The organism is Pseudomonas sp. 18173, assembly GCF_050432945.1.
In the GTDB taxonomy this organism is placed as follows: Bacteria; Pseudomonadota; Gammaproteobacteria; order Pseudomonadales; family Pseudomonadaceae; genus Aquipseudomonas.
Map to the genome: position 1 here is coordinate 49,485 of NZ_JBKFTN010000018.1, position 24,911 is coordinate 74,395.

Annotated in this window: 28 protein-coding genes and 1 pseudogene; 13 read left to right on the plus strand and 16 right to left on the minus strand. The window is 61.2% G+C overall.

Going from position 1 to position 24,911, the window contains the following annotated elements; translation table 11 throughout:
* Positions 1-17 precede the first annotated feature (17 nt).
* Entirely contained in the window at positions 18-1,160 is a 1,143-nt protein-coding gene (locus ACLD1X_RS20015; protein WP_429370583.1) for an AlgP family protein, read from the minus strand.
* 192 nt (positions 1,161-1,352) lie between these two features.
* On the opposite strand from ACLD1X_RS20015, the gene ACLD1X_RS20020 reads away from it, so the two are divergent.
* Entirely contained in the window at positions 1,353-2,018 is a 666-nt protein-coding gene (locus tag ACLD1X_RS20020) for an FKBP-type peptidyl-prolyl cis-trans isomerase (protein WP_429370585.1), read from the plus strand.
* A 59-nt stretch (positions 2,019-2,077) separates the two neighbouring features.
* Here the strand turns inward: ACLD1X_RS20020 and rsd are convergent, their stop codons facing one another.
* From rsd to ACLD1X_RS20055, 7 genes are all read right to left on the minus strand, one after another.
* Positions 2,078-2,536 carry a sigma D regulator gene (rsd, locus tag ACLD1X_RS20025; protein ID WP_429370587.1) on the minus strand — a complete coding sequence of 153 codons (459 nt, stop codon included), beginning with the start codon at positions 2,534-2,536 and terminating at the stop codon, positions 2,078-2,080.
* A gap of 177 nt (positions 2,537-2,713) precedes the next feature.
* Positions 2,714-3,265 carry a disulfide bond formation protein B gene (locus ACLD1X_RS20030; protein WP_429370589.1) on the minus strand — a complete coding sequence of 184 codons (552 nt, stop codon included), beginning with the start codon at positions 3,263-3,265 and terminating at the stop codon, positions 2,714-2,716.
* 263 nt (positions 3,266-3,528) lie between these two features.
* Positions 3,529-4,767 (minus strand): heme biosynthesis protein HemY, encoded by a 1,239-nt coding sequence (locus tag ACLD1X_RS20035; protein ID WP_429370591.1) that lies wholly within the window; start codon positions 4,765-4,767, stop codon positions 3,529-3,531.
* Positions 4,764-5,924, minus strand: a complete 1,161-nt coding sequence (locus tag ACLD1X_RS20040) for a uroporphyrinogen-III C-methyltransferase (RefSeq protein ID WP_429370593.1) — start codon at positions 5,922-5,924, stop codon at positions 4,764-4,766. The genes ACLD1X_RS20035 and ACLD1X_RS20040 overlap by 4 nt, the downstream gene beginning before the upstream one ends.
* A gap of 16 nt (positions 5,925-5,940) precedes the next feature.
* A complete protein-coding gene (locus tag ACLD1X_RS20045; protein WP_429370595.1) occupies positions 5,941-6,708 on the minus strand; it encodes a uroporphyrinogen-III synthase in 768 nt (255 codons plus the stop codon).
* A complete protein-coding gene (gene hemC / locus ACLD1X_RS20050) occupies positions 6,705-7,646 on the minus strand; it encodes a hydroxymethylbilane synthase (protein ID WP_429370597.1) in 942 nt (313 codons plus the stop codon). The genes ACLD1X_RS20045 and hemC overlap by 4 nt, the downstream gene beginning before the upstream one ends.
* A gap of 138 nt (positions 7,647-7,784) precedes the next feature.
* Positions 7,785-8,531, minus strand: a complete 747-nt coding sequence (locus ACLD1X_RS20055) for a LytR/AlgR family response regulator transcription factor (RefSeq protein WP_008015500.1) — start codon at positions 8,529-8,531, stop codon at positions 7,785-7,787.
* A 537-nt stretch (positions 8,532-9,068) separates the two neighbouring features.
* Here ACLD1X_RS20055 and argH point away from each other — a divergent pair.
* The gene (gene argH, locus ACLD1X_RS20060) at positions 9,069-10,463 is read left to right on the plus strand and encodes an argininosuccinate lyase (protein ID WP_007992239.1); all 1,395 of its coding nucleotides are present in this window, start codon (positions 9,069-9,071) and stop codon (positions 10,461-10,463) included.
* 129 nt (positions 10,464-10,592) lie between these two features.
* On the opposite strand, the gene ACLD1X_RS20065 is transcribed toward argH, so the two are convergent.
* Entirely contained in the window at positions 10,593-11,252 is a 660-nt protein-coding gene (locus ACLD1X_RS20065) for a glutathione S-transferase family protein (protein ID WP_429370600.1), read from the minus strand.
* A gap of 126 nt (positions 11,253-11,378) precedes the next feature.
* Between ACLD1X_RS20065 and ACLD1X_RS20070 the strand changes: the two genes are divergently transcribed.
* The 3 genes from ACLD1X_RS20070 to ACLD1X_RS20080 all read left to right on the plus strand — a co-directional run bounded on the left by ACLD1X_RS20070 (position 11,379) and on the right by ACLD1X_RS20080 (position 15,152).
* Entirely contained in the window at positions 11,379-11,663 is a 285-nt protein-coding gene (locus ACLD1X_RS20070) for a hypothetical protein (RefSeq protein WP_429370602.1), read from the plus strand.
* Between the two features lie 205 nt (positions 11,664-11,868).
* Positions 11,869-12,114, plus strand: coding sequence for a TIGR02647 family protein (locus ACLD1X_RS20075; protein ID WP_007980796.1), 246 nt, complete (start codon positions 11,869-11,871; stop codon positions 12,112-12,114).
* 194 nt (positions 12,115-12,308) lie between these two features.
* A complete protein-coding gene (locus ACLD1X_RS20080; RefSeq protein ID WP_429370604.1) occupies positions 12,309-15,152 on the plus strand; it encodes a class I adenylate cyclase in 2,844 nt (947 codons plus the stop codon).
* 7 nt (positions 15,153-15,159) lie between these two features.
* Here the strand turns inward: ACLD1X_RS20080 and rnk are convergent, their stop codons facing one another.
* The 3 genes from rnk to cyaY form a co-directional block, all read right to left on the minus strand.
* Complete coding sequence (rnk, locus tag ACLD1X_RS20085; RefSeq protein WP_008015509.1) at positions 15,160-15,570, minus strand: nucleoside diphosphate kinase regulator; 411 nt, start codon at positions 15,568-15,570, stop codon at positions 15,160-15,162.
* Between the two features lie 195 nt (positions 15,571-15,765).
* A complete protein-coding gene (locus ACLD1X_RS20090) occupies positions 15,766-15,984 on the minus strand; it encodes a DUF1289 domain-containing protein (protein WP_429370606.1) in 219 nt (72 codons plus the stop codon).
* A 4-nt stretch (positions 15,985-15,988) separates the two neighbouring features.
* Complete coding sequence (cyaY, locus tag ACLD1X_RS20095) at positions 15,989-16,321, minus strand: iron donor protein CyaY (RefSeq protein ID WP_429370608.1); 333 nt, start codon at positions 16,319-16,321, stop codon at positions 15,989-15,991.
* Positions 16,322-16,627: 306 nt separating this feature from the next.
* On the opposite strand from cyaY, the gene lptM reads away from it, so the two are divergent.
* The 7 genes and pseudogenes from lptM to ACLD1X_RS20130 form a co-directional block, all read left to right on the plus strand.
* A complete protein-coding gene (gene lptM / locus ACLD1X_RS20100) occupies positions 16,628-16,804 on the plus strand; it encodes an LPS translocon maturation chaperone LptM (RefSeq protein ID WP_007980804.1) in 177 nt (58 codons plus the stop codon).
* A gap of 9 nt (positions 16,805-16,813) precedes the next feature.
* Positions 16,814-18,061 (plus strand): diaminopimelate decarboxylase, encoded by a 1,248-nt coding sequence (gene lysA, locus ACLD1X_RS20105; protein ID WP_008015512.1) that lies wholly within the window; start codon positions 16,814-16,816, stop codon positions 18,059-18,061.
* A gap of 4 nt (positions 18,062-18,065) precedes the next feature.
* Positions 18,066-18,896 (plus strand): diaminopimelate epimerase, encoded by an 831-nt coding sequence (dapF, locus tag ACLD1X_RS20110; RefSeq protein WP_429370611.1) that lies wholly within the window; start codon positions 18,066-18,068, stop codon positions 18,894-18,896.
* Between the two features lie 13 nt (positions 18,897-18,909).
* Positions 18,910-19,635, plus strand: a complete 726-nt coding sequence (locus ACLD1X_RS20115) for a DUF484 family protein (protein ID WP_429370613.1) — start codon at positions 18,910-18,912, stop codon at positions 19,633-19,635.
* A gap of 2 nt (positions 19,636-19,637) precedes the next feature.
* Positions 19,638-20,537, plus strand: a complete 900-nt coding sequence (gene xerC / locus ACLD1X_RS20120) for a tyrosine recombinase XerC (RefSeq protein ID WP_429370615.1) — start codon at positions 19,638-19,640, stop codon at positions 20,535-20,537.
* The gene (locus ACLD1X_RS20125; RefSeq protein ID WP_429370617.1) at positions 20,534-21,241 is read left to right on the plus strand and encodes an HAD family hydrolase; all 708 of its coding nucleotides are present in this window, start codon (positions 20,534-20,536) and stop codon (positions 21,239-21,241) included. The genes xerC and ACLD1X_RS20125 overlap by 4 nt, the downstream gene beginning before the upstream one ends.
* A 10-nt stretch (positions 21,242-21,251) precedes the next feature.
* Positions 21,252-21,338 (plus strand): annotated as a pseudogene (locus ACLD1X_RS20130) (metal ABC transporter ATP-binding protein); the annotation flags it as partial.
* 89 nt (positions 21,339-21,427) lie between these two features.
* Here the strand turns inward: ACLD1X_RS20130 and sutA are convergent.
* The 4 genes from sutA to glnK all read right to left on the minus strand — a co-directional run bounded on the left by sutA (position 21,428) and on the right by glnK (position 24,203).
* Positions 21,428-21,751: a transcriptional regulator SutA gene (sutA, locus tag ACLD1X_RS20135; RefSeq protein WP_007980816.1), complete on the minus strand. Its 324-nt coding sequence runs from the start codon at positions 21,749-21,751 to the stop codon at positions 21,428-21,430.
* A 101-nt stretch (positions 21,752-21,852) separates the two neighbouring features.
* Positions 21,853-22,278, minus strand: coding sequence for a secondary thiamine-phosphate synthase enzyme YjbQ (locus ACLD1X_RS20140; RefSeq protein WP_429370620.1), 426 nt, complete (start codon positions 22,276-22,278; stop codon positions 21,853-21,855).
* Between the two features lie 213 nt (positions 22,279-22,491).
* Complete coding sequence (locus tag ACLD1X_RS20145) at positions 22,492-23,829, minus strand: ammonium transporter (RefSeq protein ID WP_111282964.1); 1,338 nt, start codon at positions 23,827-23,829, stop codon at positions 22,492-22,494.
* Positions 23,830-23,864: 35 nt separating this feature from the next.
* Positions 23,865-24,203 carry a P-II family nitrogen regulator gene (glnK, locus tag ACLD1X_RS20150; protein ID WP_002555808.1) on the minus strand — a complete coding sequence of 113 codons (339 nt, stop codon included), beginning with the start codon at positions 24,201-24,203 and terminating at the stop codon, positions 23,865-23,867.
* Positions 24,204-24,623: 420 nt separating this feature from the next.
* Here glnK and ACLD1X_RS20155 point away from each other — a divergent pair, with 420 nt between their 5' ends.
* On the plus strand, positions 24,624-24,884 hold the full coding sequence (locus tag ACLD1X_RS20155; protein WP_046038993.1) for an accessory factor UbiK family protein: 261 nt from the start codon (positions 24,624-24,626) through the stop codon (positions 24,882-24,884).
* Positions 24,885-24,911: the final 27 nt, after the last annotated feature.

Below are 24,911 nucleotides of genomic sequence, written 5' to 3' on the forward strand. Positions count from 1 at the left end.
GTCGCGGTAACCGGCACTTAGGAAGCGCTGGTTGGGGTGGTTACAGCGCTCGACGTTGCGGCAGGCGTAGGTGCTGGCGCGACTGTCGAGGTCGTTGCTGCCGGAGCAGGTGCTGCTGGCGCAGTCGGAACGACCGGCTTGGCGACCGGTGCGATGGCTGGCTTGGCGGCAACCGGTTTTTTCACTGCAGGTTTGACCGCTGGTTTTGCAGCGGGTTTTGCAGCAGCCGGTTTGGCGGCAACTGGCTTCGCAGCGGCTGGCTTGGCGGCAGCGGCAGGTTTCGCTGCTGCCGGTTTTGCGGCTGGTTTTGCAGCCGGCTTGGCAGTCGCTTTTACAGCAGGTTTTGCCGCTGGCTTGGCTGCTGGTTTTGCGGCTGGTTTTGCAGCGACGGGTTTGGCAGCCGGCTTGGCGGCAGGTTTCGCCGCGGCGGTCCGAGTGGCTGGTTTAGCGGCCGGTTTTGCAGCTGGTTTTGCAGCTGGTTTAGCGGCGGCGGTTTTAGCCACGGCTGGTTTGGCAGCGGCGGCTTTTGCAGCGGCAGGTCGTGCAGCGGCTGGTTTGGCAGCCGTGGTTCTAGCTGCAGGTTTTGCGGCGCTGGCAGCAGCCGGTTTTCTCGCAGCCGGTTTTGCAGCCGGTTTGGCGGCGGCAGTTTTCGCTGCTGGTTTGGCAGTTGCCGGTTTGGCAGCAGCAGGCTTGGCCGGTGCTTTTGCAGCAGCCGGTTTGGCAGCGGCTTTCTTCGCAGGTGCCGCAGCAGGTTTGGCTGCGCGCAGGGACAACGCCTTGCCGACAGCCTCTTGTACACGACCGACGCCCTGGGCCAGTTTCAGGCTTTCCTGGGCATCGCGCTTGAGTTGCAGAATGTAGCCGCGGGTTTCCGATTGACGATTCTTGAGGGCATCGAGCAGCTCTTCAAGATCGGCCACTGCGTCCTTGGCCTTGGCTTGTGCCTTGGCTTTTCCGGCCGCCGCAGCGTCCTGCAATTTGGTGCGGGACTTGTGCAGTTTTTCTTGCGCTTTTCCGCGCTGCTTTTCCAGTTTGGCGAGCAGTTTTTCAGCATCAGCCAAGGCTTCGGAACAAGCGGTTTCCAGATGCTCGAGCAGGCTGCTCGAGAGTTGTTGGAGCAGGTGCAATGGAGTGTTTACTGGCTTCTTGGTGGCCGACATGGTTTACCTCCTGGCTGAAGTGAGTGCGGCTCATACTAGACCTCTGCTGCAACCGCCGCTAGGGCATGTTGACACTATCGAAAGCGTTGCGTTGCAAAGGACTGAAAAACTTCTGCGTCGAAGCAAAAGCAGTTCACCGTTGCGCGCATTCCCACTGGCATAATCGCCCGCAATTCAGGTCGGAGAGTGCCCATGTCGCGCTACCTTTTTTTATCGCTGTGCGTGTTTTTTTCGGTGGCCAACGCCGCCGCGACAACACAGGAAAATGAAGCCCACGATCTCGCTTACAGCCTGGGTGCGAGCCTTGGCGAACGCTTGCGCCAGGAGGCTCCCGACCTGCAACTCCAGGCACTGGTCGAAGGGTTGCAGCAGGCCTATCAGGGCAAGCCGCTGGCGTTGAAGGACGAGCAGATCCAGCAGATCCTGACCGAGCATGAAGCCCGGATTGCCATGCAGTCCGCCGAGCCGCAAAGCGAACTGGCACTGGAAAAAGAACAGCGCTTTCTCGCCACAGAGAAAGCCAGACCCGGTGTGCGCGAACTGGCTGACGGCGTGCTGCTGACCGAGTTGACACCGGGCACTGGTGCCAAGGCCGGACCGAACGGCAAGGTGCAAGTGCTGTACATCGGTCGCTTGCCCGACGGCACGGTGTTCGACCAGAACAGCCAGCCACAATGGTTCAGTCTCGACAGCGTGATCGCCGGATGGCGCAGCGCATTGCAAAACATGCCGGTCGGGGCGAAATGGCGACTGGTGATTCCATCGGCCCAGGCCTATGGCGCCGACGGTGCCGGTGATGTGATCGCCCCGTTCACGCCATTGGTGTTCGAAGTCGAAATGCGCGGCGCTGCCAGCTGACGACACAAACGAAAACGGCGTGCCTTGGCACGCCGTTTCGGGATCTTGCGGGAAGCACTTCAGGCCTGGACCGAATCGGCTTCCTTGTGGGCGGTGTGCAACACTTCGATCAGGCAGTCTTCCAGCTCGAAGCGTTCGTGCAACAGGCCACCCAACTCCTTGAACTTCTCCGCGACGCATTTGCCTTCGTCGCAAAGGTCATTGAACGCCAGCAGCTTTTCAGTGATGACGTCGATCCGCGGGTAGATCGTCTCGGCGAGCTCCAGCCCACGCTTGTCATTGAAGGCCTTGGCCTCCCCCGTCAGCTGTTCGTAGATCTCGAAATGCCCGGCGGACACATAATCCACCAGCACACCGCAGAACTCCTGCAAGGGCTTACGATCCTCACCAAGCGCCTCAGGCTTTGCGCCAAGCTTGTCGTAGGCATCGATCAGCTCTTTGCGCTCCTGCAACCAGCGGTCAATGAGCAGGTGCACTCCACCCCAGCGTTCCTGAGCATTCTGACAACTTTCGAGCATGGTGATCTCTCTTCCCTTGTGGGTCAGCTGCTCTATGCCCGCTCGCCTCTTGTAACGTCAGTGGGCGGTCAGGCAGAGCGTCATCGAGCAACAAAATTCCAATGACACGTGCGGGCCAGATTATGCCCGCGCGACACCAGCTTCAAGGTACGCATGCGATAAAGTTCATACAAGTGTTTAATCGCCCGCAAAGGCCCGGTGCGACGACTCGCCGCTGAGTGGTCGCTGATAGCTGATCCAGACCAGTCGCAACGACTGGTAACCGGTCAGAATCATCATCGCTACGAAGAACAGCAAGCTCCACTCTGCGGGACTCAGATCGAACAGCGTCCAGGAAATTTCCACGCAATCGGCAGCGCCCTTGAACATTTTTCGTACGACGGAGAGCCATGGAGAACTGGCCAACAGTTCAGCCAGATGGGCCGAGCATGCCGCTGCCTGTTCCGCCGGAGGGCTTTGCAACAGGACCTGTCGCCATGCCGTGACAGTGCCGGCCAAGCTGCATCCAAGACCGAGCAGCCAATACAGAACGCTTCCGATACGACCGGGGCCATGGACCGAAGCCATCAGGCAGATACCAGTAAAGAGTGCCAGACAAAACCGCTGCACAAGACACAAGCCGCAAGGCCGCAGGCCGACTGCATATTCCAGATAATAGGAAACGCCCATCGCCAGGGCACCCGCAACGAAAGCCATGAAAAACAAGGAGCGTGAGCAGGCCAAAGACATGGCTTTTCCGTAAAAGTAGTGACAGGCCGTTACGGTAGAGGAAAGCGCGAAGGCCTTTCAAGGCAAGTGCCCACGGAGACTTCAGCACGGGCGTAGGGAAATCCCGACGCGTTTGAGAGGATAAAATGCAGTCCTCTGTAGGACTTTGTCCGCGACGAAATCTGGCAACTGAATTCCGACCCATCATCGTACTGCGGCGAGGAAGATTTCTGCCTCGCCGCAGGTCATCGCACGCACGCCGATGCCTGGCGCCAGCGAATGGGTCAAGCGCGGGCTGGCACCGGCAGAGGGGCCGCGAGCAAGCGTTCATCCAACAGCCCGAGGCCTTCCTGGAACAACTGGTTGCTACGCTCGGTATCGCCCATTTGCGCCAGCAACCTCGCCAGCTCCGCACAGGCTTCCGGATTGCGTTGTACTCGCAGACTGCTTTCCAGATAGTCCCGGGCCTTGCCCCACAAACTGTTTTGCAGGCATAGACGACCCAGCGTCAACAGCAGGCCCGGATCGGCCGGATGGTCTTTGAGCCAGCCTTCGGCGGCCTGCAACTGGCGGGCCGGATCTTTGCCGCGAACCAGTCCGTAGAGTCGCGCCAGGTGACTGTCGTAGCTGCGCTTGAGAGCGGTGCGCAACACTTCTTCGGCTTCGACCTGAGCCCCCAACTGACGCAGTTGCTCGGCATAGGCGAGCACCAGTTGCGGCTCCTGACGCTGCGCCGAAGTCAGTTGTTGCCAGGCACGTTCGAGCGATGGCTGCCCCACCGTTCCGTCTTCTTCCCGCTGCGCCGCCAGAGACAGGTTCGCCCCCCAGGCACGACGCTCCAGTTCGGCGAGTTCGGCTGCCGGCAGGACTTTGTCCTTGCGCAGTTCGGGCAGCAGGCGAATCACTGCCGACCAGTCACCACGCTGCTGAAGCAAGCGCTGCAACTGACGCAGGGTCTGAGCGTTATGCGGGTGGCGTTCATGCATGGCTTGCAGGGTGACGAGGGCGCCTTCGGTATCACCGCGGTCAGTCTGCAACTGGGCATGGCTCAAAGCGATCGCCAATTCGGCCTGAGGCTGACGCTCCAGGGCACGCTCCAGCAAGTTGTCGCTTTCTTCGTAATTGCCTAGTTCGTTGGCGGCACGGGCCGCACCGAGGTAGTAGAGCAGCGGCTGGCGCTCGGCTTCGGCAGCCCGGTGCAAGTGACGTTGCGCGCTGGCCCAGCGACCCTCGGCCAGGTCGAGCTGACCGTGCTCGATCGCCACCTGCACCCGACGGCTGCGGTTGCGTCGCGACCACGGATTGACCACGCCACTGGAGGTCATCACCAGTTCGACCAGCGACTTGATGCCCCAGATCACCAGCCAGAGCACCGCCACCAGCGCCAACGTAGCCCACAGGCTCGACTCGAAGCGGAAGGTCTTGTAGGCAATCAGCACGTAGCCCGAATGCTCCGCAATCGCCAGCCCCAGCGCAGCGGCAGCGGCGATCACGAGGAACACGATCACATAGAGGCGCTTCATGGCGTGGCCTCCGGCGCGGTGTTCGCGGCAGGCCTGGCCAGTGGCTTGACCGAGTCTTCGGCGTTGACGTTGCGCCGTTCCAGATACCCCTGCACCGCGCTCAGAGTGCCGGTCATATCCGGCGTGACGACGGTGACCGGTTGCTTGCTCAACTCGGCCACCTGCTCAAGCATGACTTTGCTTTGTGCGTTGTCCGGGTTGAAGTTGCCTTTGAGAATGTCCCGCGCCTCGTCCAGCACCTGGGAGTAGACCGCCGCCTGACCATTGAGCGCGGCCCACTGTGCCTGCTCCAGCGCCAGGCTCAGGGCCAGGCGCACCTGACTCAGGCTCTGGCCGGCCAGCAATGGGCGAACGTTTTTATCGGCATTGAAATCGATGCGGATGTAGCGCGAGATCTGATCCCACCATTGCGCCCAGCGACTGGCACCGTCGCCATCGGCAGTCAGGCCCAGCAACGAATCGCCACGGTCCTTGTACTCCGGTGCCAGTTCGGTGAGGCTGGCCACTTGGTCGCGCAACGCGCCCAGGCGCAGGAACAGCCCGGTGCGATCCGGCTGCTCGGTACTGCGCAAGGCAATCAGGGTCTTGGCCACCTGCTCGCGAGCGGCAAAGGCGCCTGGGTCGTTCTGCTCGCGCAGTATCTCGTCGGCACCCTGGACCAATGCCTGGGCGCTGCCGATGTCCTGCAAGGCAGACAGTCGCAGGCTGGCCAGGCGCAGCAGATGCTCTGCCTCGGCCAGACGCCAGTCCTTGCGACTGGCGCCAAGTACGGTTTCCAGACGCTGGTTCAAACGCTGCTGATCACCTTGCAGCTGGATCACCAGGCGACTGCGTGCTTCCAGCTCATCGGCGGGAGGCAATTGCGCCAGGCGTGCGCTCAAGCGTTCTTCATTGAGCTTGAGGTTCTGCGCCTGGTCATTCAACGCCTGAACCTGGCTCAGTTGCTGCACATTATTGGCCTGCAGGTGACGCACCTGCCAGACACCCCAACCGCCCACCGCGACACCGGCTGCACCCAGCAGCAGCGCGACGACAGCCAGACCATTGCCTCGACGCTGCACGGCAGCAGGTGGCGGCGGCATTTCATCAACAGGAGCATCAACAGGTGTATCAAGCACCGGTCGCGAGTCATCTTTCGGCAAGGCTGTTTCGCTCACGTATCCATCCTTTGCATTAGAAAACGGGCACGGGATGCTCCCGTAACGCCGCCAGCAAGGCCGCGGCACTGGCACCGCGACAATCCACAACTGTTTTGGCCCCGGCGGCACGCGCCAGCTCGGCAACCCTGGGGCTTGGTACGAACAACGGCAACTGCGCCAATTGCGGCCAGGCATCGCCGGCCAATTGATGCAGGTGCTCAAAACCTTGTCCACTGCTGACCACCAGCCCGTTCAGGCGTTCCACCTGGATCCGTTGCGGCAGCACAGCAGGCGGGTAAAGCGGCAATTCCCGGCGGTACAACTCCAGATACTCGACACTAACACCAAGCTCACGCAAGCGTTCAGCCAGGGTCTCGCGCCCGCCCTCCCCGCGCAGGATCAATACTCGCGCATCGGGTTGTGCGATAGCCTCGCGCAGTCGGGAAAGTTCGAGCAAGGCTTCACTGTCATCGCCTTCCGCCGGGAAGCTCACGTCCAATCCGTGATCATCGAGGATCTGCGCAGTCGCCGCACCAACGGTGAACCACTTCACAGCGGGCGGCGTTGGCCACGACCGCTCAAGCAGTTCGACGCCGATCCGGGCGGCCGGCTTGCTGACCACGATGACGGCGCAGAACTGCTCCAGCGCCTGAATCACCTGGTGCATTGTGTCAGTGGTCGCAATCGGCACGATGTCTAAAAGCGGCAGGCTGCTGCTGAAAATCCCCTGCCCGGCCAAAAAGCTGCTCAGCGCCACCGACTCATCGGCGGGACGCGTCAGCAGCAAGCGCCAGCCAGTCACTCGTGACCAGCCTCGCCATAGACCGCTTTGAGAATCTCGTCGGCGCCCTGGCTCAAAAGGTCTTCGGCCACTTGCACACCGAGAGTCTCGGCATCGCCACGCGGTGCACGAGCCTGGGCACTGAGCAGCCGGCCACCACTCGGATCACCGACCAGCCCGCGCAACCAGACCTGCTCGCCTTCCAGCACGGCGTAGCAGGCAATCGGCACCTGGCAACCGCCATTGAGGTGCTTGTTGAGGGCACGTTCGGCGGTTACACGGGTGGCGGTGTCCTGGTGATGCAGGGGCGCCAGCAGCGCATGAATTTCACTGTCGGCACTGCGGCATTCGATCCCCACCGCACCCTGGCCACCGGCCGGAAGGCTGTCGTCGACACTGATGGCCGAGGTGATGCGATCTTCAAAGCCCAGACGGATCAAGCCGGCAGCGGCGAGGATGATGGCGTCGTATTCGCCGGCATCGAGCTTGGCCAGGCGGGTGTTGACGTTGCCACGCAGGAAGCGGATTTCCAGGTCCGGGCGACGGGTCAGCAATTGAGCCTGGCGGCGCAGGCTGGAGGTGCCGACGATGCTGCCCTCGGGCAACTCGTCCAGGCTGGTGTAGGTGTTGGAAACGAAGGCGTCGCGCGGGTCTTCCCGTTCGCAGATGCAGAACAGGCCGAGGCCTTCGGGGAAGTCCATCGGCACGTCCTTCATGGAGTGCACGGCGATGTCGGCTTCATTTTCCAGCAGCGCGGTTTCGAGCTCCTTGACGAACAGGCCCTTGCCGCCGATTTTCGACAACGGTGAGTCGAGCAGCTTGTCGCCACGACTGACCATCGGGACGAGGGTCACCAGCAAGCCCGGATGAGCCGCTTCAAGGCGGGCTTTGACGTATTCGGCCTGCCACAGGGCGAGTGCGCTTTTGCGGGTGGCGATGCGGATCTGGCGAGAGGACATGGATCAATCCGTACTGAATAGATACGGCAGATAATAACAGCTCAGCCAAATCCACTTTGACTTGTATCAGATACTACTCGGCCTCCCTGGCCCCGGATGTCCGGCAATCGGGTGTGATATTCACCTGCGGACAGCTGTTTAAAGCTGTTGCATCATCTTGCGCACGCCAGCCACATGGCGCCGGCTGACGATCAGCGCATCACCGTTGAGGCCTTTGAGGAACAGCTGAAAATGCCCCAGGGGTGTGCGTTGCAATCGCTCGATACGCTCGCGGGCGACCAGTGCATTGCGATGGATACGCACGAAACGGTCACCGAATTCGTCCTCGAGGGCCTTGAGCGGTTCATCGAGCAGCACCTCACCGCCTTCGTGGCGCAAGGTCACGTATTTGTGGTCGGCAATGAAGTACACCACCTGATCCAGTGGAATCAGCTCGATCCCTTTACGGGTTCGGGCGCTGATATGGCTGCGCGGGCCGTTGCCGCTTTCGGCAGCAGGGCGGGTCAGGGCGGCGAGCTGGGCACGGCTGGGGCGCTCGGCTCTCTTTAATGCGTCATGTAACTGTTCAGTTCTCACAGGTTTCACCAGATAGCCTACGGCGCTGGCCTGTAAGGCTTCCACGGCAAATTCATCGGGCCCGGCGCAGAACACCACGGCGGGCGGAGTTTCGCGTTCGCATAACCGCGCAGCCACTTGCAGGCCATCGAGACCGGGCATGCGGATATCAAGCAATACGATATCCGGCTTGTGGCTGTCGATCAGTGCCAACGCCTCTTCGCCATTCGTGGCACTAGGCTCCAGGACACTGTATCCCTCGAGTTCGCCAACCATTCGGCTCAGGCGCTCGCGGGCCAAGGGTTCGTCATCAACGATCAGGACATTCATATTGCGCTGGATTCCTGCGTGAGTCTCGCACAAGGATAGCGTAGACAGGTGAAGTGACGTCTGTCACCGCGATCCACGCTAAGACTAGCCCGAGCGGCAAAAAGTGCCGCTGGTCGGGCGGCTAAATTTTCATCTGCCAGGTGATTGGCGGCCCAGGCCCGCATTGGCGACACATCGCCACAGGGTTTGCTGATACGCAATATGAACACCCCACTCTTTTTTGGTCAGCGCCTGCACCGAGAAGTGCGCTGATCCTATTGTCCAACTGTAGACGGTTGCCGGGACGATATAGCTCAATTGGAAAATATCGTTGCGCTTACAGTGAAAACTGTAGGAGCGAGCTTGCTCGCGACGGGCGTTAACGAAAACACGGGGTTCCTGGATACACGCGTCGCTCTCAGGGTCATCGCGAGCCTGCTCGCTCCTGCAGGTCCGGTGAAAACCTGTCGACCAGTGTCAGCGACAGGATTGGCAACCCTGTTATTATCCGCGCCAGCGTTCCACGCCTTCTTTCTTCAAGCCGATACGAGCGAATTCATGAGCACTGACAAGACCAATCAGTCCTGGGGCGGCCGCTTCAGTGAACCCGTCGACGCCTTCGTCGCCCGCTTCACCGCCTCCGTCACCTTCGACCAGCGCCTGTATCGCCACGACATCATGGGCTCGATCGCCCACGCCACCATGCTGGCCAAGGTCGGCGTGCTGACCGATGCCGAGCGCGACAGCATCATCGATGGCCTGAAGACCATCCAGGGTGAAATCGAGGCCGGCCAGTTCGACTGGCGCATCGACCTCGAAGACGTTCACATGAACATCGAGGCGCGCCTGACCGACCGCATCGGCGTGACCGGTAAAAAACTGCACACCGGCCGCAGCCGTAACGATCAGGTCGCCACCGACATCCGTCTGTGGCTGCGTGACGAGATCGACCTGATCCTGGCCGAAATCACCCGCCTGCAAAAAGGCCTGCTGGAGCAGGCCGAGCGTGAAGCCGCCAGCATCATGCCGGGGTTCACCCACTTGCAGACTGCACAGCCGGTGACGTTCGGGCACCACATGCTGGCCTGGTTCGAAATGCTCAGCCGCGACTACGAGCGCCTGGTCGACTGCCGCAAGCGCACCAACCGCATGCCGCTGGGCAGCGCTGCGCTGGCCGGTACCACCTACCCGATCGACCGTGAATACACCGCACAATTGCTGGGTTTCGACGCGGTTGGCGGCAATTCGCTGGATAACGTCTCCGATCGCGATTTCGCCATCGAATTCTGCTCGGCCGCCAGCATTGCGATGATGCACCTGTCGCGCTTCTCCGAAGAGCTGGTGCTATGGACCAGCGCGCAGTTCCAGTTCATCGATCTGCCCGACCGTTTCTGCACCGGCAGCTCGATCATGCCGCAAAAGAAAAACCCGGACGTGCCGGAGCTTGTGCGCGGCAAGACCGGCCGCGTGTTTGGCGCACTGATGGGCCTGCTGACCCTGATGAAAGGCCAGCCCCTGGCCTACAACAAGGACAACCAGGAAGACAAGGAACCGCTGTTCGACGCCGCCGACACCCTGCGCGACTCGCTGCGGGCCTTCGCCGACATGGTTCCGGCGATCAAGCCCAAGCACGCGATGATGCGCGAAGCGGCCCTGCGCGGCTTCTCCACCGCCACCGACCTGGCCGACTACCTGGTGCGTCGCGGCCTGCCATTCCGTGATTGCCACGAAATCGTGGGTCATGCCGTGAAGTACGGCGTGGACAGCGGCAAGGACCTGGCGGAAATGAGCCTGGAAGAACTGCGCAAGTTCAGCGACCAGATCGATCAGGACGTGTTCGCAGTGCTGACCCTCGAAGGTTCGGTCAATGCCCGCAACCACATTGGCGGCACCGCGCCAGCGCAGGTGAAGGCTGCCGTTGTACGCGGCCAGGCGCTGCTCGCCAGCCGCTAAATCGCCAAAAGCTTCGCGAGCAAGCCCGCTCCCACATTGGATTCGTGTAGTACCGCAAACTTGCGATAGACATAAACCAGTTTGGGAGCGGGCTTGCTCGCGAATAGGCGCTGGAAAGCGCTACAAAACCTACCTCTTGGCCGCGATCATCGCCATGAACGCTGGCATCGCTGCCTCCTTGTCCGCCGCAATCCGCTGAACATTCGGATTGTCCCCCAGACGCTCCAGCAGCGCCTTGGCCGCCGGCAGCTCAGCCAACAGATCGATATCAAACAGCTTCTTCGCCACCCCACAGGCCAGTGGCACGCTGTACAGGAAATACAGATCCGCAATGCTCAAGCTGTCGCCAGCCACATAAGGGCTGAACTTGCCGTGCCGGCCGAGCGACGCAATCCCCAACAGTAGCTCGGCTTTGGTTTTTTCCTTGATCGCATCCGGCAGCGTCGTGCCGAAAAACGCCTCTGGATAACTGGCGCGAGCTGGCAGTTCGATGTACAGCTCGATTTCCCTGGCCAACGCCAGCACCTGTGCCCGCTCGAAGGGCTCGGCTGGCAACAGTGGCTTGCCTGCATGGTTTTGCTCGATGTATTCGAGGATCACGCTGGTTTCATTGATGAAACCCTGCTCGACACCCAGCACCGGTACCTTGCCGCGAGGGCTGATGGCCAACGCTTCAGGTGTCTGGCCGGCATAAAACGGCACTTCTTCGAATGGCAGCCCCTTCTCCAGTAACGCCAGCTTGACCATGTTGTAGTAGTTGCTGACGGAAAATCCATAAAGCTTGAGCATCACAAAGCCTCCAGGCCGTGCAAGGGGTTGGCAGTGCCTTGTTATAGAACGCCCGGGTCGTTCTTGCCAGCAGCATCACGGCCCTGAATGCGGGTAAACTGGCCACCTTTCCCTGAGGAGCCTGCCATGAGCGAGCAGAACGATATCGACAACGACGAAGAAGAGTTCGCCGAAAGTACCCTGATCCAGGCCATCGAAAACCAGATCGAAAGCGACAACCCGCCAGCGGCCAAGGCGACCTTCAACAAGCTGACGCTGGTGGGTTACGAGCGGGAAGAGATCCTCAACCTGATGGCCCACGTTCTGGCGGTAGAAATCGACGCGATCCTCGAAGAAGACCGCGCGTTCAACACCGAATGGTACGAAGCGGCCCTGCGCGCATTGCCCGAATTGCCGCCGGAAAAAAAATAAGCCACACCCTGTAGGAGCGAGCCCGCTCGCGAAAAACCCGAGAGCGCCACGGGGCATCTGGTTTTACGCGTCATCGTTGACGACCATCGCGAGCCAGCTCGCTCCTGCAAAGAAAAAAAACCCTGTCACGGACACTGGACATGCCGCACAAGCGGGTTCACCTTAGGGACGCTGTCGCCAAATTCCTAGAAAGTCTGGAGTCCTTATGTCGCTTACCCCTGAGTTGGTTGCCGAACTGGAAGTCCTCGCACTCTTCAACCTGGACAGTTCCCAGGAAGGGCTGAAAATTCATCAGACCGCTGCCCCGAAACACATCGCCGCCGCCAAACGCCTCTTTGAAAAAGAACTGACCGACCAGCCTGATGGCGGTTACCTGACCAGCCTGGGTCGCGACGCCGCGCAAAATGTGCAATCCGTGCTGACTATTCTTAACGCCGAAGTAACAGCCTGAATTCTGCCGCATCGCCCACGGAGACCCCGATCCCGGGATTTCCGCGGGCACGTCCCCCTGATTTTTGTCACCACCCGATAGAAATCTGACGCCAGAAAAACAAAATCAACTTAAAAGTCCTCGCCTCAAGGCGCTAAACTGCCCCTCACCCGAAGAGCCCCACGTCCGAGCCCTGCGAGCCGGTTTGAGCTGACATGACGCGCATCCATGAAATCCGCCCTGATCTGGACGAGGGAATCGACCGCAAGGTTCTCAGCCAGCTGCGCGCACGCTTTCTGAAACTCAACGAAGGACGCATGGCTCGCGCCATGGAAGGACTGTCGACTCGCCAGCAAGGGGTCCTGACCTTGCTGCCGCTGTTTTTCCACGTCAATCATCCGCTGCTGCCCGGCTACGTTTCCGGCAGTACGCCGGCCGGGCTGTCGAATTTCGAGCCGGATGCCAGTGTCCTCGCTGAAGCCCAGCGCCTGACCCGCTCGTTTTCCTACAAGCCGCGCCACGGCAGCAACCCGCCCCGGCCGATTCACGGACTGTTCCTGATGGGCAGCCTCGGCACCCTGGCGCAAGCCGACCAGAGCGACATGGATGTGTGGGTCTGCCATGGGCCGGACCTGACTGAAAGCGAACTCGCCGAACTGCGCAAAAAATGCCAGTTGCTGGAAGCCTGGGCCGCCAGCCAGGGCGCCGAGGCGCACTTTTTCCTGATCGACCCCAGCCGCTTCGTCCGTGGCGAGCGCGATACCCAGCTCAGTTCCGAGGACTGCGGCACCACCCAGCACTACCTGTTGCTGGACGAGTTTTACCGCACCGCGATCTGGCTGGGCGGGCGTACACCGATCTGGTGGCTGGTGCCGGTCTATGAGGAGTCGAGCTACGACCGCTACACCCATACCCTGATCTCCAAACGTTTTATCCGCGCCGATGAAACCCTCGACCTCGGCAACCTGGCCTTCATCCCGCCCGGCGAGTTCATCGGTGCCGGGCTCTGGCAGTTGTTCAAGGGCATCGAGTCGCCCTACAAGTCGGTGCTCAAGCTGTTGCTGACCGAGGTATATGCCAGCGAACACCCCAGGGTCCATTGCCTGAGCCTGCGCTTCAAGCAAGCGGTGTTCGCCAACCGCCTCGACCTCGACGAGCTGGATCCGTACGTCGTGGTGTACCGGCGCATCGAAGAATACCTGCTCGCCCGCAATGAACCGGAACGCCTGGAACTGGTGCGTCGCGCGCTGTACCTGAAGGTCAATCGCAAACTGACTGGCAGCAGCCGCACCCAGAGCTGGCAACGTTCATTGCTTGAGCGCCTGGCCCGCGAATGGCACTGGGACCAACGCCAACTGGCCCTGCTCGACAGCCGTAGCCAGTGGAAAGTCCGCCAGGTCAGCGCCGAGCGACGGGCGCTGGTCAACGAGCTGAACTACAGCTATCGCTTCCTCACCGAGTTTGCCCGCCACGAACAGACGGTCAGTCGCATCAACAAGCGCGACCTGAGTGTCCTCGGCCGGCGCCTGTACGCTGCTTTCGAGCGCAAGGCCGGCAAAGTCGAATTCATCAACCCCGGCATTGCCCCGGACCTGGCCGAAGACACCCTGACGCTGGTGCACGCGCCGAACAGGAAAGAACCGGGGCAAGGCCAGTGGGGGTTGTACAACGGCAGCCTGACAGCGCTGGAATGGGAGCATTTCGCACCGATCAAACGCAGCCGGCACTTGCTGGAACTGCTGACCTGGTGCCACCGCAATGGCGTGATCGACAGCAGTACCCGCCTGGCCTTGCATCCCGGCACCAGCGACTTGAGCGAATTCGAACTGTTCAACCTGCTCGGCAGCCTGCAACAGACCATCGCCCTGCCCTTGCCAACCGTCGCCGAAGAACCTCTGTTGCGCGCCAGCGTGCCGAGCGAGGTGCTGATCCTGGTGAATGTCGGCGTCGATCCGCTCAAGCATCATCGCGACCTGAACATCCTGATGACCACCGAACGCACCGACTCATTGAGCTACGCCGGCGTCCGGGAAAACCTGGTGCTGACCCTGGACCAGGTCACGCTCAATAGCTGGAACGAAGTGTTGGTCGGTCGCTACGACGGCCCCCACGCCCTGCTCGACTGCATCCGCGACTACCTCAATAACCTGCCGGCCGGGCCGCAACAGCCGAAACTGCGGGTGCGGTGCTTCTGCCACAACCGTGCGCAGTTCATCGCCCAACGGGTGGAAGAAATCCTCGACACCGCGCAGACCCTGCTACTGAGCCGGCTCAATCATCGTTACCTGATCCAGGTCCAGCAGCACTATCACGTGCTGGAACTGGTGCCGGGCCAGGTCCAGCACATCGCGTTGACCACCCTGCCAGCGCTGATCGAATACCTGGGCGAGGAAATGGCGAGCTACAGCCCGCTTCACCTGGACCCGAAGGCACTGGAAGAGCACGACCTTGCGCTGTTCCTGCCCACGGGCCAGCCAGGTTGCGTTCAAGTGTTCTACCGGGTCAACGAAGATCAGGCCGATCTGTACGTGCTCGATGAGTTCAATGCCCTGTGGCAGCAACGCCTGCCCTGGCACGACGAGCAAAGCCTGCTGGTGCCGTTGCAGCGCTTCCTGCAATCGATCCAGTACCGCCGCGATGCCTTGCTGCCGATGGACGCAGCCCACCCGCTGAACCTCGACACCCTGTATTGCCAGTTGCTGCCGTCAGGCCCTGGCCGGGCACGCCGCATCGAAGCCCGGCCGGTACCACAGACACCGGTGAACAAACCGTTCTACGACGTGCAGGCGATCGTCGGCAAAGCCGCACCGGGTCAGGTGCAGGTGACGTTGTACTGCAATCAACGGGAGTTTTCCGAACTGGAGCATGGCGACCAGCTGTTCAGCGTGGTCGCCCGGGAAATCGTCGGGCAGCGCCGGGAAACCGAACGCTACCGCTGCTACATCACCGACCTTGATCTGTCAGGCCTGCTTGGCGAAGGGCAGAGCTCCACCCATCTGTACCTGCGTTACAAGGCTGACCTGGAGCGCGCATTGAACGAGGCGCTCGGGCAGGTCTGAGGCGGGGTCAAACGTTGTAGTCGCCACCGTTGGCTGGCTGCGATTCGACTTCCAGCAAGGTCAGCTTCAGGGTCTTGCCACCCGGAGCCGGCCAATCGATATGCTGGCCAACCTTCAGGCCGAGCAGCGCGCTGCCCACCGGCGCCAGGATCGAGATCTTGCCTTCGTCGGCATTCGCATCCTTGGGGTACACCAGGGTCAGGTGATAGTCCTTGCCACTGCCTTCTTCTCGGCAATGCACACGGGAATTCATGGTGACGACATCCGCCGGCACTTCATCGTGACCGACCAGGGTATCGGCGCGATCCAGCTCGGTCTGCAGCGCAATAACGCCCGGCAGCGTCTCGTCCAGGCTGTCGATCAGGCGCTCCAGACGCTGGACGTCCAGGCGGGTAAGGGTGATGGAAGGTGCGGTCATGGTCAGGGCAGACTCCTTTCTTCTGCACGAAAAAAGCAAAACCCCGCCAGAAATAGGCGGGGTTTTCACAAGCCTCGATGGGTTGAGGCGTTTCCGGACACTATCACAGCTCAAAAAATAAACAAGCCGAGGACAGCCACGGCGCCGACAGGAGGGAATTGTGAGGCGAGCAGGCTCGCTCCCACAGGATGGGCTTCAGGCGCAGGATTTGCGCTGTAGTGCCTGCTCGCAAATCACCCGCCGGCGCTCGTCATCGGCCGAGCGCCATTCGCGGATGTCTTCGACGTGGCGGAAGCAGCCCAGGCAGACTTTCTGCTCGTCCAGCCGACACACACCGCTGCACGGCGACGGCACCGCCGGGCTGACATTGCTGTAGAGCGGCTTGGGTGGGCGGGCAGGCGCAGGCTGGGTCACGATCTCACAGGCCTTCGAAGTCGAATTCGACACCGGCCTGTTGCTGGACGATGCGCTCGAGCATTTCACCCAGCTGCTCTTCGCTCTTGTCGCACATCCAGCGCTCGCTTTCTTCGTCGTAGTCGAAGTGGAACCCACCGGACACCGCCGCCAGCCAGAGCTGACGCAGTGGCTCCTGGCGGCTGAAGATCAACTGAGTGCCGTTTTCGAACTTGACGGTCAGCACACCGGCCGAGCTCTCCAGATCGATATCCAGGTCGCTCTCGTCAAAGATGTCCTCCAGGGTTTGCTGGGTGGCATCGACCAGGTCATGGAAACGCGCTTCGGACAAACTCATTACGGCAACCTCAAAAAGTGTCTGATCAGGCTCAAGCGCCGCAAGATACGACCGAGCTCCGTCGATTGCAAAGGATAACGACCGAGGGCCCCATTGTGGGAGCGAGCCTGCTCGCGAATGCGCACTGACATTCAACATTGATGTCGCCTGACACGACGCCTTCGCGAGCAGGCTCGCTCCCACAGGGATTGCATGATACCGACCGGCATCGCCCAAGCCCCGCCGGACGGGCGGTCCGTTGCATAGGCAAGCCGTCGGGTGGCCGGTATACTCCGGCGCAATTAATGCATTTTCAAGGATTTCGCCATGAAGCGCCTGATCTCTTCCCTTGCTGCGCTCCTCGCGGTTGCCTGCCTTGTGTCGGCCTGCGGTCAAAAAGGCCCGCTCTACCTGCCTGATGAAGACCAGGATCCTGTCGAACAGGCCAAGTCGTCGCAACAGCAGCCTGCCTCCAAAGCACACAAGCACGACGTCTACCAATAAGGGAACCTCATGGACGCTTTTAACTACCGTGACGGTGAACTGTTCGCGGAAGGTGTTGCCCTGTCTGCCATCGCCGAGCGCTTTGGTACGCCTACGTATGTTTACTCCCGTGCGCACATCGAAGCCCAATACCTGGCTTATGCCGATGCGCTGGTCGGCACGCCGCACCTGGTGTGCTACGCGGTCAAGGCCAACTCCAACCTGGGCGTACTGAATGTCCTGGCGCGTCTTGGCGCCGGTTTCGACATCGTCTCCCGTGGCGAGCTGGAACGCGTACTGGCCGCTGGCGGCAGCGCCGACAAGATCGTGTTCTCCGGCGTCGGCAAGACCCGTGACGACATGCGTCGTGCCCTGGAAGTCGGCGTGCACTGCTTCAACGTCGAATCCACCGACGAGCTGGAGCGCCTGCAAGTGGTCGCCGCCGAACTGGGCGTTCGCGCGCCGATTTCGCTGCGCGTGAACCCGGATGTCGATGCCGGCACCCACCCGTACATTTCCACCGGTCTCAAAGAGAACAAGTTCGGCATCGCCATCGCCGACGCCGAAGACGTGTACGTGCGTGCCGCACAGCTGCCGAACCTGGAAGTGGTCGGCGTCGATTGCCACATCGGCTCGCAACTGACCACCCTGCCACCGTTCATCGATGCCCTCGACCGCCTGCTGGGCCTGGTCGACCGCCTCGGCGATTGCGGCATCTACCTGCGCCACATCGATCTCGGTGGTGGCCTGGGTGTGCGTTATCGCGACGAAGAGCCGCCATTGGCCGCCGACTACATCAAGGCTGTGCGTGAGCGTCTCGACGGTCGTGACCTGGCGTTGGTGTTCGAGCCGGGCCGCTTCATCGTGGCCAACGCCGGCGTGCTGCTGACTCAGGTCGAGTACCTCAAGCACACCGAGCACAAAGACTTCGCCATCGTCGACGCAGCCATGAACGACCTGATCCGCCCGGCGCTGTACCAGGCCTGGATGGACGTCACCGCCGTGCGCCCACGCACGACCGCTGCCCGCGCCTACGACATCGTCGGCCCGATCTGCGAGACCGGCGACTTCCTGGCCAAGGATCGTCAGCTGGCCCTGGAAGAAGGCGACCTGCTGGCCGTGCATTCGGCCGGTGCCTACGGGTTTGTCATGAGTTCCAACTACAACACCCGCGGTCGTACCGCTGAAGTGCTGGTGGACGGTGATCAGGCATTCGAAGTGCGTCGCCGTGAGACGGTAGCCGAGTTGTTTGCTGGCGAAAGCCTGCTGCCGGAGTAAAACCATGCTGCTGCGTTTTACCAAGATGCACGGCCTGGGCAATGACTTCATGGTTCTCGACCTGGTCAGCCAGCACGCGCACATTCTGCCCAAGCATGCCAAGCAATGGGGCGACCGGCACACCGGCATCGGTTTCGACCAGTTGCTGATCGTCGAAGCACCGAGCAACCCGGATGTGGACTTCCGCTATCGGATCTTCAACTCCGACGGTTCCGAAGTGGAACAGTGCGGCAACGGTGCGCGCTGCTTCGCCCGTTTTGTGCTCGACAAGCGCCTGACTGCAAAACGCGTGATTCGCGTCGAGACCAAAAGCGGCATCATCGAGCTGGACGTGCGTAACGACGGCCAGATCAGCGTCAACATGGGCGCCCCACGCCTGGTGCCAGCGGATATTCCGTTCCAGGCGCCGGAGCAGGCCAAGAGTTATCAGGTCGACGTCGACGGCACCGTGGTCGATCTGGCTGCCGTGTCCATGGGCAACCCCCATGCAGTGGTACGGGTCAGCGACATCAACAACGCGCCGGTGCATGAACTGGGCCCGAAAATCGAACATCACTCGCGCTTTCCGGCACGGGTCAATGTCGGTTTTCTCCAGGTCATCGACCGGAGCCGCGCACAGTTGCGCGTCTGGGAACGCGGGGCCGGGGAAACCCAGGCTTGCGGAACCGGCGCCTGTGCGGCCGCAGTGGCTGCGATCAGCCAGGGGTGGATGGATTCGCCGCTATTGATCGACCTGCCCGGCGGGCGCCTGTCCATCGAATGGGCAGGCCCTGGCCAACCGGTGATGATGACCGGCCCGGCAGTGCGCGTATATGAAGGACAAGTGCGTCTTTGAGTGAGCGAAACCCATGACCGACAAGCCCCAGGTACCCGCACGACAAGCTGACGAATCACCGTCCGAAAGCCTGGAGGCGGCGGCTGTAGCCGCGTACCTGGAGGCTCATCCGGACTTCTTCGTCGAGCACGAAGAACTGCTCCCGTCCCTGCGCATCCCCCATCGGCGCGGCGATACCGTGTCGCTGGTGGAGCGCCAGATGACCATCCTGCGCGACCGCAACATCGAGCTGCGTCATCGCCTGTCGCACCTGATGGACGTGGCCCGCGACAACGACCGTCTCTTCGACAAGACCCGCCGCCTGATCCTGGCGCTGATGGATGCCGCCAGCCTGGAAGACGTGGTGATGTGCGTCGAAGACAGCCTGCGCCAGGAATTCCAGGTGCCCTTCGTCAGCCTCATCCTGCTGGGTGACAACGCCATGCCGGTCGGCCGCTGGGCCACTCACGCCGAAGCACAAGTGGCCATCGGCGGCTTGCTCTCGGAAGAAAAAAGCATCAGCGGCAGCCTGCGCGAACATGAGCTGGACTTCCTGTTCGGCGAAGAACAGCGCAAGCAGATCGGCTCCACCGCGGTCGTTGCCATCAGCCACCAGGGCATCCACGGCATTCTGGCCATCGCCAGCCGCGATCCGCAGCACTACAAAAGCTCGGTAGGCACCCTGTTCCTGAGCTACATCGCTGAAGTCATGGGTCGCGTGCTGCCACGGGTCAACAACTCCCTGCGCTCGGTACGCTGAACATGGAACGGCAACTGGACGCTTACTGCGAACACCTGCGCAGTGAGCGGCAGGTGTCGCCGCATACGCTGTCGGCCTATCGCCGAGACCTCGATAAAGTGCTGGGCTGGTGCATCAAGCAGAACATCGGCAGCTGGGCGGCGCTGGACATCCAGCGCCTGCGCAGCCTGATTGCCCGCCTGCACGCCCAGGGCCAGTCCTCCCGCAGCCTGGCGCGATTGCTGTCGGCCGTTCGCGGGCTTTATCACTACCTGAACCGCGAAGGCCTGTGCGACCACGACCCGGCCAACGGCCTGGCTCCGCCCAAAGGCGAACGCCGCCTGCCGAAAACCCTCGACACCGACCGCGCCCTGCAACTGCTGGAAGGCGGCGTTGAAGATGACTTCCTGGCCCGTCGGGACCAGGCGATCCTGGAGTTGTTCTACTCCTCCGGGCTGCGACTTTCGGAGCTGACAGGGCTCAACCTCGATCAGCTCGACCTGGCGGACGGCATGGTCCAGGTGCTCGGCAAAGGCAGCAAGACCCGCCTGCTGCCGGTAGGGACAAAGGCCCGCGAGGCGCTGGAACAGTGGCTGCCCCTGCGGGCCATGGCCAACCCGGCGGACGATGCGGTGTTTGTCAGCCAGCAAGGCCGGCGCCTCGGACCACGGGCGATCCAGGTGCGGGTCAAGGCGGCCGGCGAGCGCGAACTGGGGCAAAACCTGCACCCGCACATGCTGCGGCACTCCTTTGCCAGCCACCTGCTGGAGTCCTCCCAGGACCTGCGCGCGGTGCAGGAACTGCTCGGCCATTCAGACATCAAGACCACGCAGATCTACACCCACCTGGACTTCCAGCACCTGGCAGCGGTCTACGACAGCGCCCACCCACGGGCCAAACGCATGAAAGGCGACGATTCATGAGTATTCAGTTGATTACCTTCGACCTCGACGACACCCTGTGGGACACCGCCCCGGTCATCGTCAGCGCCGAAGCCGTTTTGCGTGAATGGCTGACCGAGCACGCGCCCAATCTGGGAGCAGTGCCGGTGGAGCATCTGTGGGCTATTCGCGAGCGAGTATTGAGCAACGAGCCAAGCCTCAAGCACCGCATCAGCGCGCTACGTCGGCGTGTGCTGTTCCATGCGCTGGAAGAGTCCGGTTACGGGCATGACGAGGCGTCGGACCTGGCGGACAAGAGTTTTGAAGTGTTTCTGCACGCCCGCCATCAGATCGATGTGTTTCCGGAGGTTGAACCGACCCTGGAAATCCTCGCCAACCATTACGCCCTAGGCGTGGTCACCAACGGCAACGCCGATGTGCGTCGGCTGGGGCTGGCGGACTACTTCAAGTTTGCGCTGTGCGCCGAGGACATCGGTATCGCCAAACCCGATGCGCGACTGTTTCATGAGGCGCTGCAACGCGGTGGTGCAACCGCTGAAACCGCAGTGCACATCGGCGATCATCCGGGTGATGACATTGCCGGGGCGCAACAGGCGGGAATGCGGGCGATCTGGTTCAACCCGGCGGGCAAGGCCTGGGAGGCTGAACATCTGCCAGATGCCGAGATTCGCAGTTTGACCGAGTTGCCGGCGTTGTTGGCGCGGTGGAACAAGGCTTCGGCCTGACACAAAACCTGTGGGAGCGGGCTTGCTCGCGAAGGCGTCGTGTCAGCCAGCATCAATGTCGACTGGTACACCGCATTCGCGAGCAAGCCCGCTCCCACACTGGACAGTATTCAACCCACAAGTTTTGTTTCAGGCATGAAAAAGCCCGCAGCGACGGCGGGCTTTTTCAGCAAGCGGGTAGCAGGCTCAGATAGGCCGGCTGCCGTACTTGTTGTCCGGCTTCTTGGGAGGATCGGCGACCACATTGGCCTCCACTTCCTGCACCTTGCCACCACGGGCCAGGAACTCTTCCATGGCCTTGGCCAGGGCGTCGCGTTCCTTGTTCTTGGCTTCGACACTCGGCAGCTCATCGACCGATACCGCTGCCTTGGCCTTGCCTTTGGCGGTTGGAACCGGGGCATCACCGCCGTCGTCTTCAGCGACGTCTTCTGCCGCTGCTTCCAGACCTTCTTCGGTTTCGTCGTCGTCGCCTACTTCGAGGTCGTCGTTTTCCAGATCATCGTCGCTCATGTTCTACCTCATGACTTGCGAAAAGCAGATTAGTTATAGCCCAGCTTTGCCCTCTGTCGAAGGCTGCCGGAAAAAAATCAACGGCCGCTGCTGACCAGCGGTTATGCCTCTTCACCGTGCACGGTGGCGAGGACTTTACGGACACCGCCATGATCACGGTGCTCGCCCAGGTAAATGCCTTGCCAGGTCCCCAACGCCAGCCGGCCTGCCGAAATCGGCAAACTGAGCTGACAGCCAAGTACGCTGGCCTTGAAGTGCGCCGGGAGGTCGTCCAGGCCTTCGTCGTTATGCTCATAGCCGTCTGTTCCTTGTGGGATCAGACGATTGAAAAACCGTTCGAAGTCGCGACGTACCGCCGGATCGGCGTTCTCGTTGATGGTCAACGACGCCGAGGTATGCTGCAGCCACAAATGCAACAGACCGACCCGACACGCCTTGAGTTCAGGCAGGCCGGCGAGTAACTCGTCCGTTACCAGATGAAAGCCCCGGGGCCTCGCCCGCAAGGTAATCAGAGTCTGTTGCCACATACAGTTCTCCGCACGTTCGGGGCGCATTCTAGCGCGCTCTGGGAAAAAACAAAGGCCCTAATATTCCTTCAATCCTGTAAGCCTTCGACTGCACAAACACACCCGACGCAAACATCGTAAAACCTGTAGGAAAAAACCTTTCAGCGCGCTCTTCAATGACAAATTTCAGACAAAAAAATGCCCGGCAAGCCGGGCAAGTTTTTACACGCGTACTTACAAGTTGTAGCCGCGTTCGTTGTGAAGCGCCAGATCGATGCCGACCGCTTCTTCTTCTTCGTTGATGCGCAGGCCCATGACCGCATCCAGCACCTTGAGGATGATGAATGTGGCGATCGCGGTGTAGATCACCGTGAAGCCCACGCCTTTGCATTGAATCCACACTTGTGCGGCGATGTCGGTCACGGTGCCGAAGCCACCCAGGGACGGTGCGGCGAACACGCCGGTCAGGATCGCGCCGAGGATACCGCCGATACCGTGCACGCCGAAGGCGTCCAGGGAGTCGTCATAGCCGAGCTTGCGCTTCAGGGTGGTGGCACAGAAGAAGCACACCACGCCTGCCGCCAGACCGATGACCAGCGCGCCCATCGGGCCAACGGTACCGGCAGCCGGGGTGATTGCCACCAGGCCGGCAACCACGCCCGAAGCGATACCCAGTGCGCTAGGTTTGCCGTGGGTGATCCATTCGGCAAACATCCAGCCCAGTGCAGCAGCGGCGGTAGCGATTTGCGTCACCAGCATCGCCATACCGGCGGTGCCATTGGCCGCAGCGGCGGAACCGGCGTTGAAACCGAACCAGCCGACCCACAGCATGGCCGCGCCCATCAGGGTGTAACCGAGGTTGTGCGGCGCCATCGGCGTGGTCGGGAAGCCTTTGCGCTTGCCCAGCACCAGGCACGCAACCAGACCGGCCACACCGGCGTTGATGTGCACCACGGTGCCGCCGGCGAAGTCCAGAACGCCCCAGTCCCACAACAGGCCGCCGTTACCGGACCAGACCATGTGCGCAATCGGCGCGTAAACCAGGGTGAACCACACGCCCATGAACACCAGCATTGCGGAGAACTTCATCCGCTCGGCGAAGGCGCCGACGATCAACGCCGGGGTGATGATCGCGAAAGTCATCTGGAAGGTGACGAACACTGCCTCAGGGAACAGCGCCGCAGGCCCGGTCAGGCTGGCTGGCGTGATGCCGGCGAGGAACGCCTTGCCCATGCCGCCGAAGAACGAGTTGAAGTTGACGACGCCCTGCTCCATGCCCGTGGTGTCGAACGCGATGCTGTAGCCATAAATGACCCACAGGACGCTGATCAGACCGGTAATGGCGAAGCACTGCATCATCACGGAAAGAATGTTTTTCGACCGAACCATGCCGCCGTAGAACAGCGCGAGGCCGGGAATTGTCATGAACAGCACCAAGGCTGTAGAGGTCAACATCCAGGCAGTGTCGCCGGAGTTGAGGACCGGGGCCGCCACTTCGTCTGCCGCCAAAGCAAGGCTGGGCATTACGATGGACAACAGGGCTCCTAGCCCTGCGAATTTACGCAGAGTCATATTGTTTTCTCCTGGGGCGTTGGGTTTGTGGCGGCTTAGATTGCGTCGGTATCGGTTTCGCCGGTACGGATGCGAATCGCCTGTTCCAGATTGACCACGAAGATCTTGCCGTCACCGATCTTGCCGGTGTTGGCAGCCTTGGTGATGGCCTCGATTACCCGGTCCAGATCCTTGTCGTCGATGGCGACGTCGATCTTCACCTTGGGCAGGAAATCGACCACGTATTCCGCGCCGCGATACAGCTCGGTGTGACCCTTCTGCCGACCAAAGCCTTTGACTTCAGTGACGGTAATGCCCTGCACGCCGATCTCGGACAGCGACTCGCGTACGTCGTCCAGCTTGAACGGCTTGATGATGGCAGTGACTAGCTTCATGAAAACTCTCTCCCGAATTGGTGGACTTGCCCCAGGAAAACAAACCCGTCTCAAGTCTAAGCGCAGTGCCTGGCTTTGTAACGCGTCGTCGGCCTTACCTGCCCGTCCGACGCCAGCAAACCGCTCCTGACGAAACACTCCCCCGCGCTTCGTTTGGCGCACTGCATTCGTCACAGCGACTGCATCAGTGCATGGGTCATGAGGGTCTAAGCAGAAAGCTTGCCATCTCTGGAAATTTCACTGTTTTCAAGCCTTTGCCCGCTGATGACAGCGACTTCGCAACAACAGCCGACGTGTTACGCACAACAACGGTGCGACGCCGCCCGTCCCCATGCGCGAAAAGCGTGCACCCCTCGCCCGCGGAAATGACTATAGACACTGCGTGATACACTGCCTGCCATTGTTATCAGGACATCCCACATGCTCGCGCCCAAAGACTTCCTCGACGCCCTGACCGGCACCGCCTCCCGCCTCTTCAGCGGCGACACGCCCCTGCCGAAAGCTGAAATCGAAAGCCAGTTCAAAATGTTGCTGCAAAGTGGCTTCAGCAAACTGGATTTGGTGAGTCGCGAAGAATTCGACAGTCAGATGGTCGTGCTGGCGCGCACCCGCGCCCGCCTCGAAAGCCTCGAAGCGAAAGTCGCCGAGCTGGAAGCGAAGCTGAACCCACCAACCGAATAACACCGCAAATGCTCACTGTGGAACCCA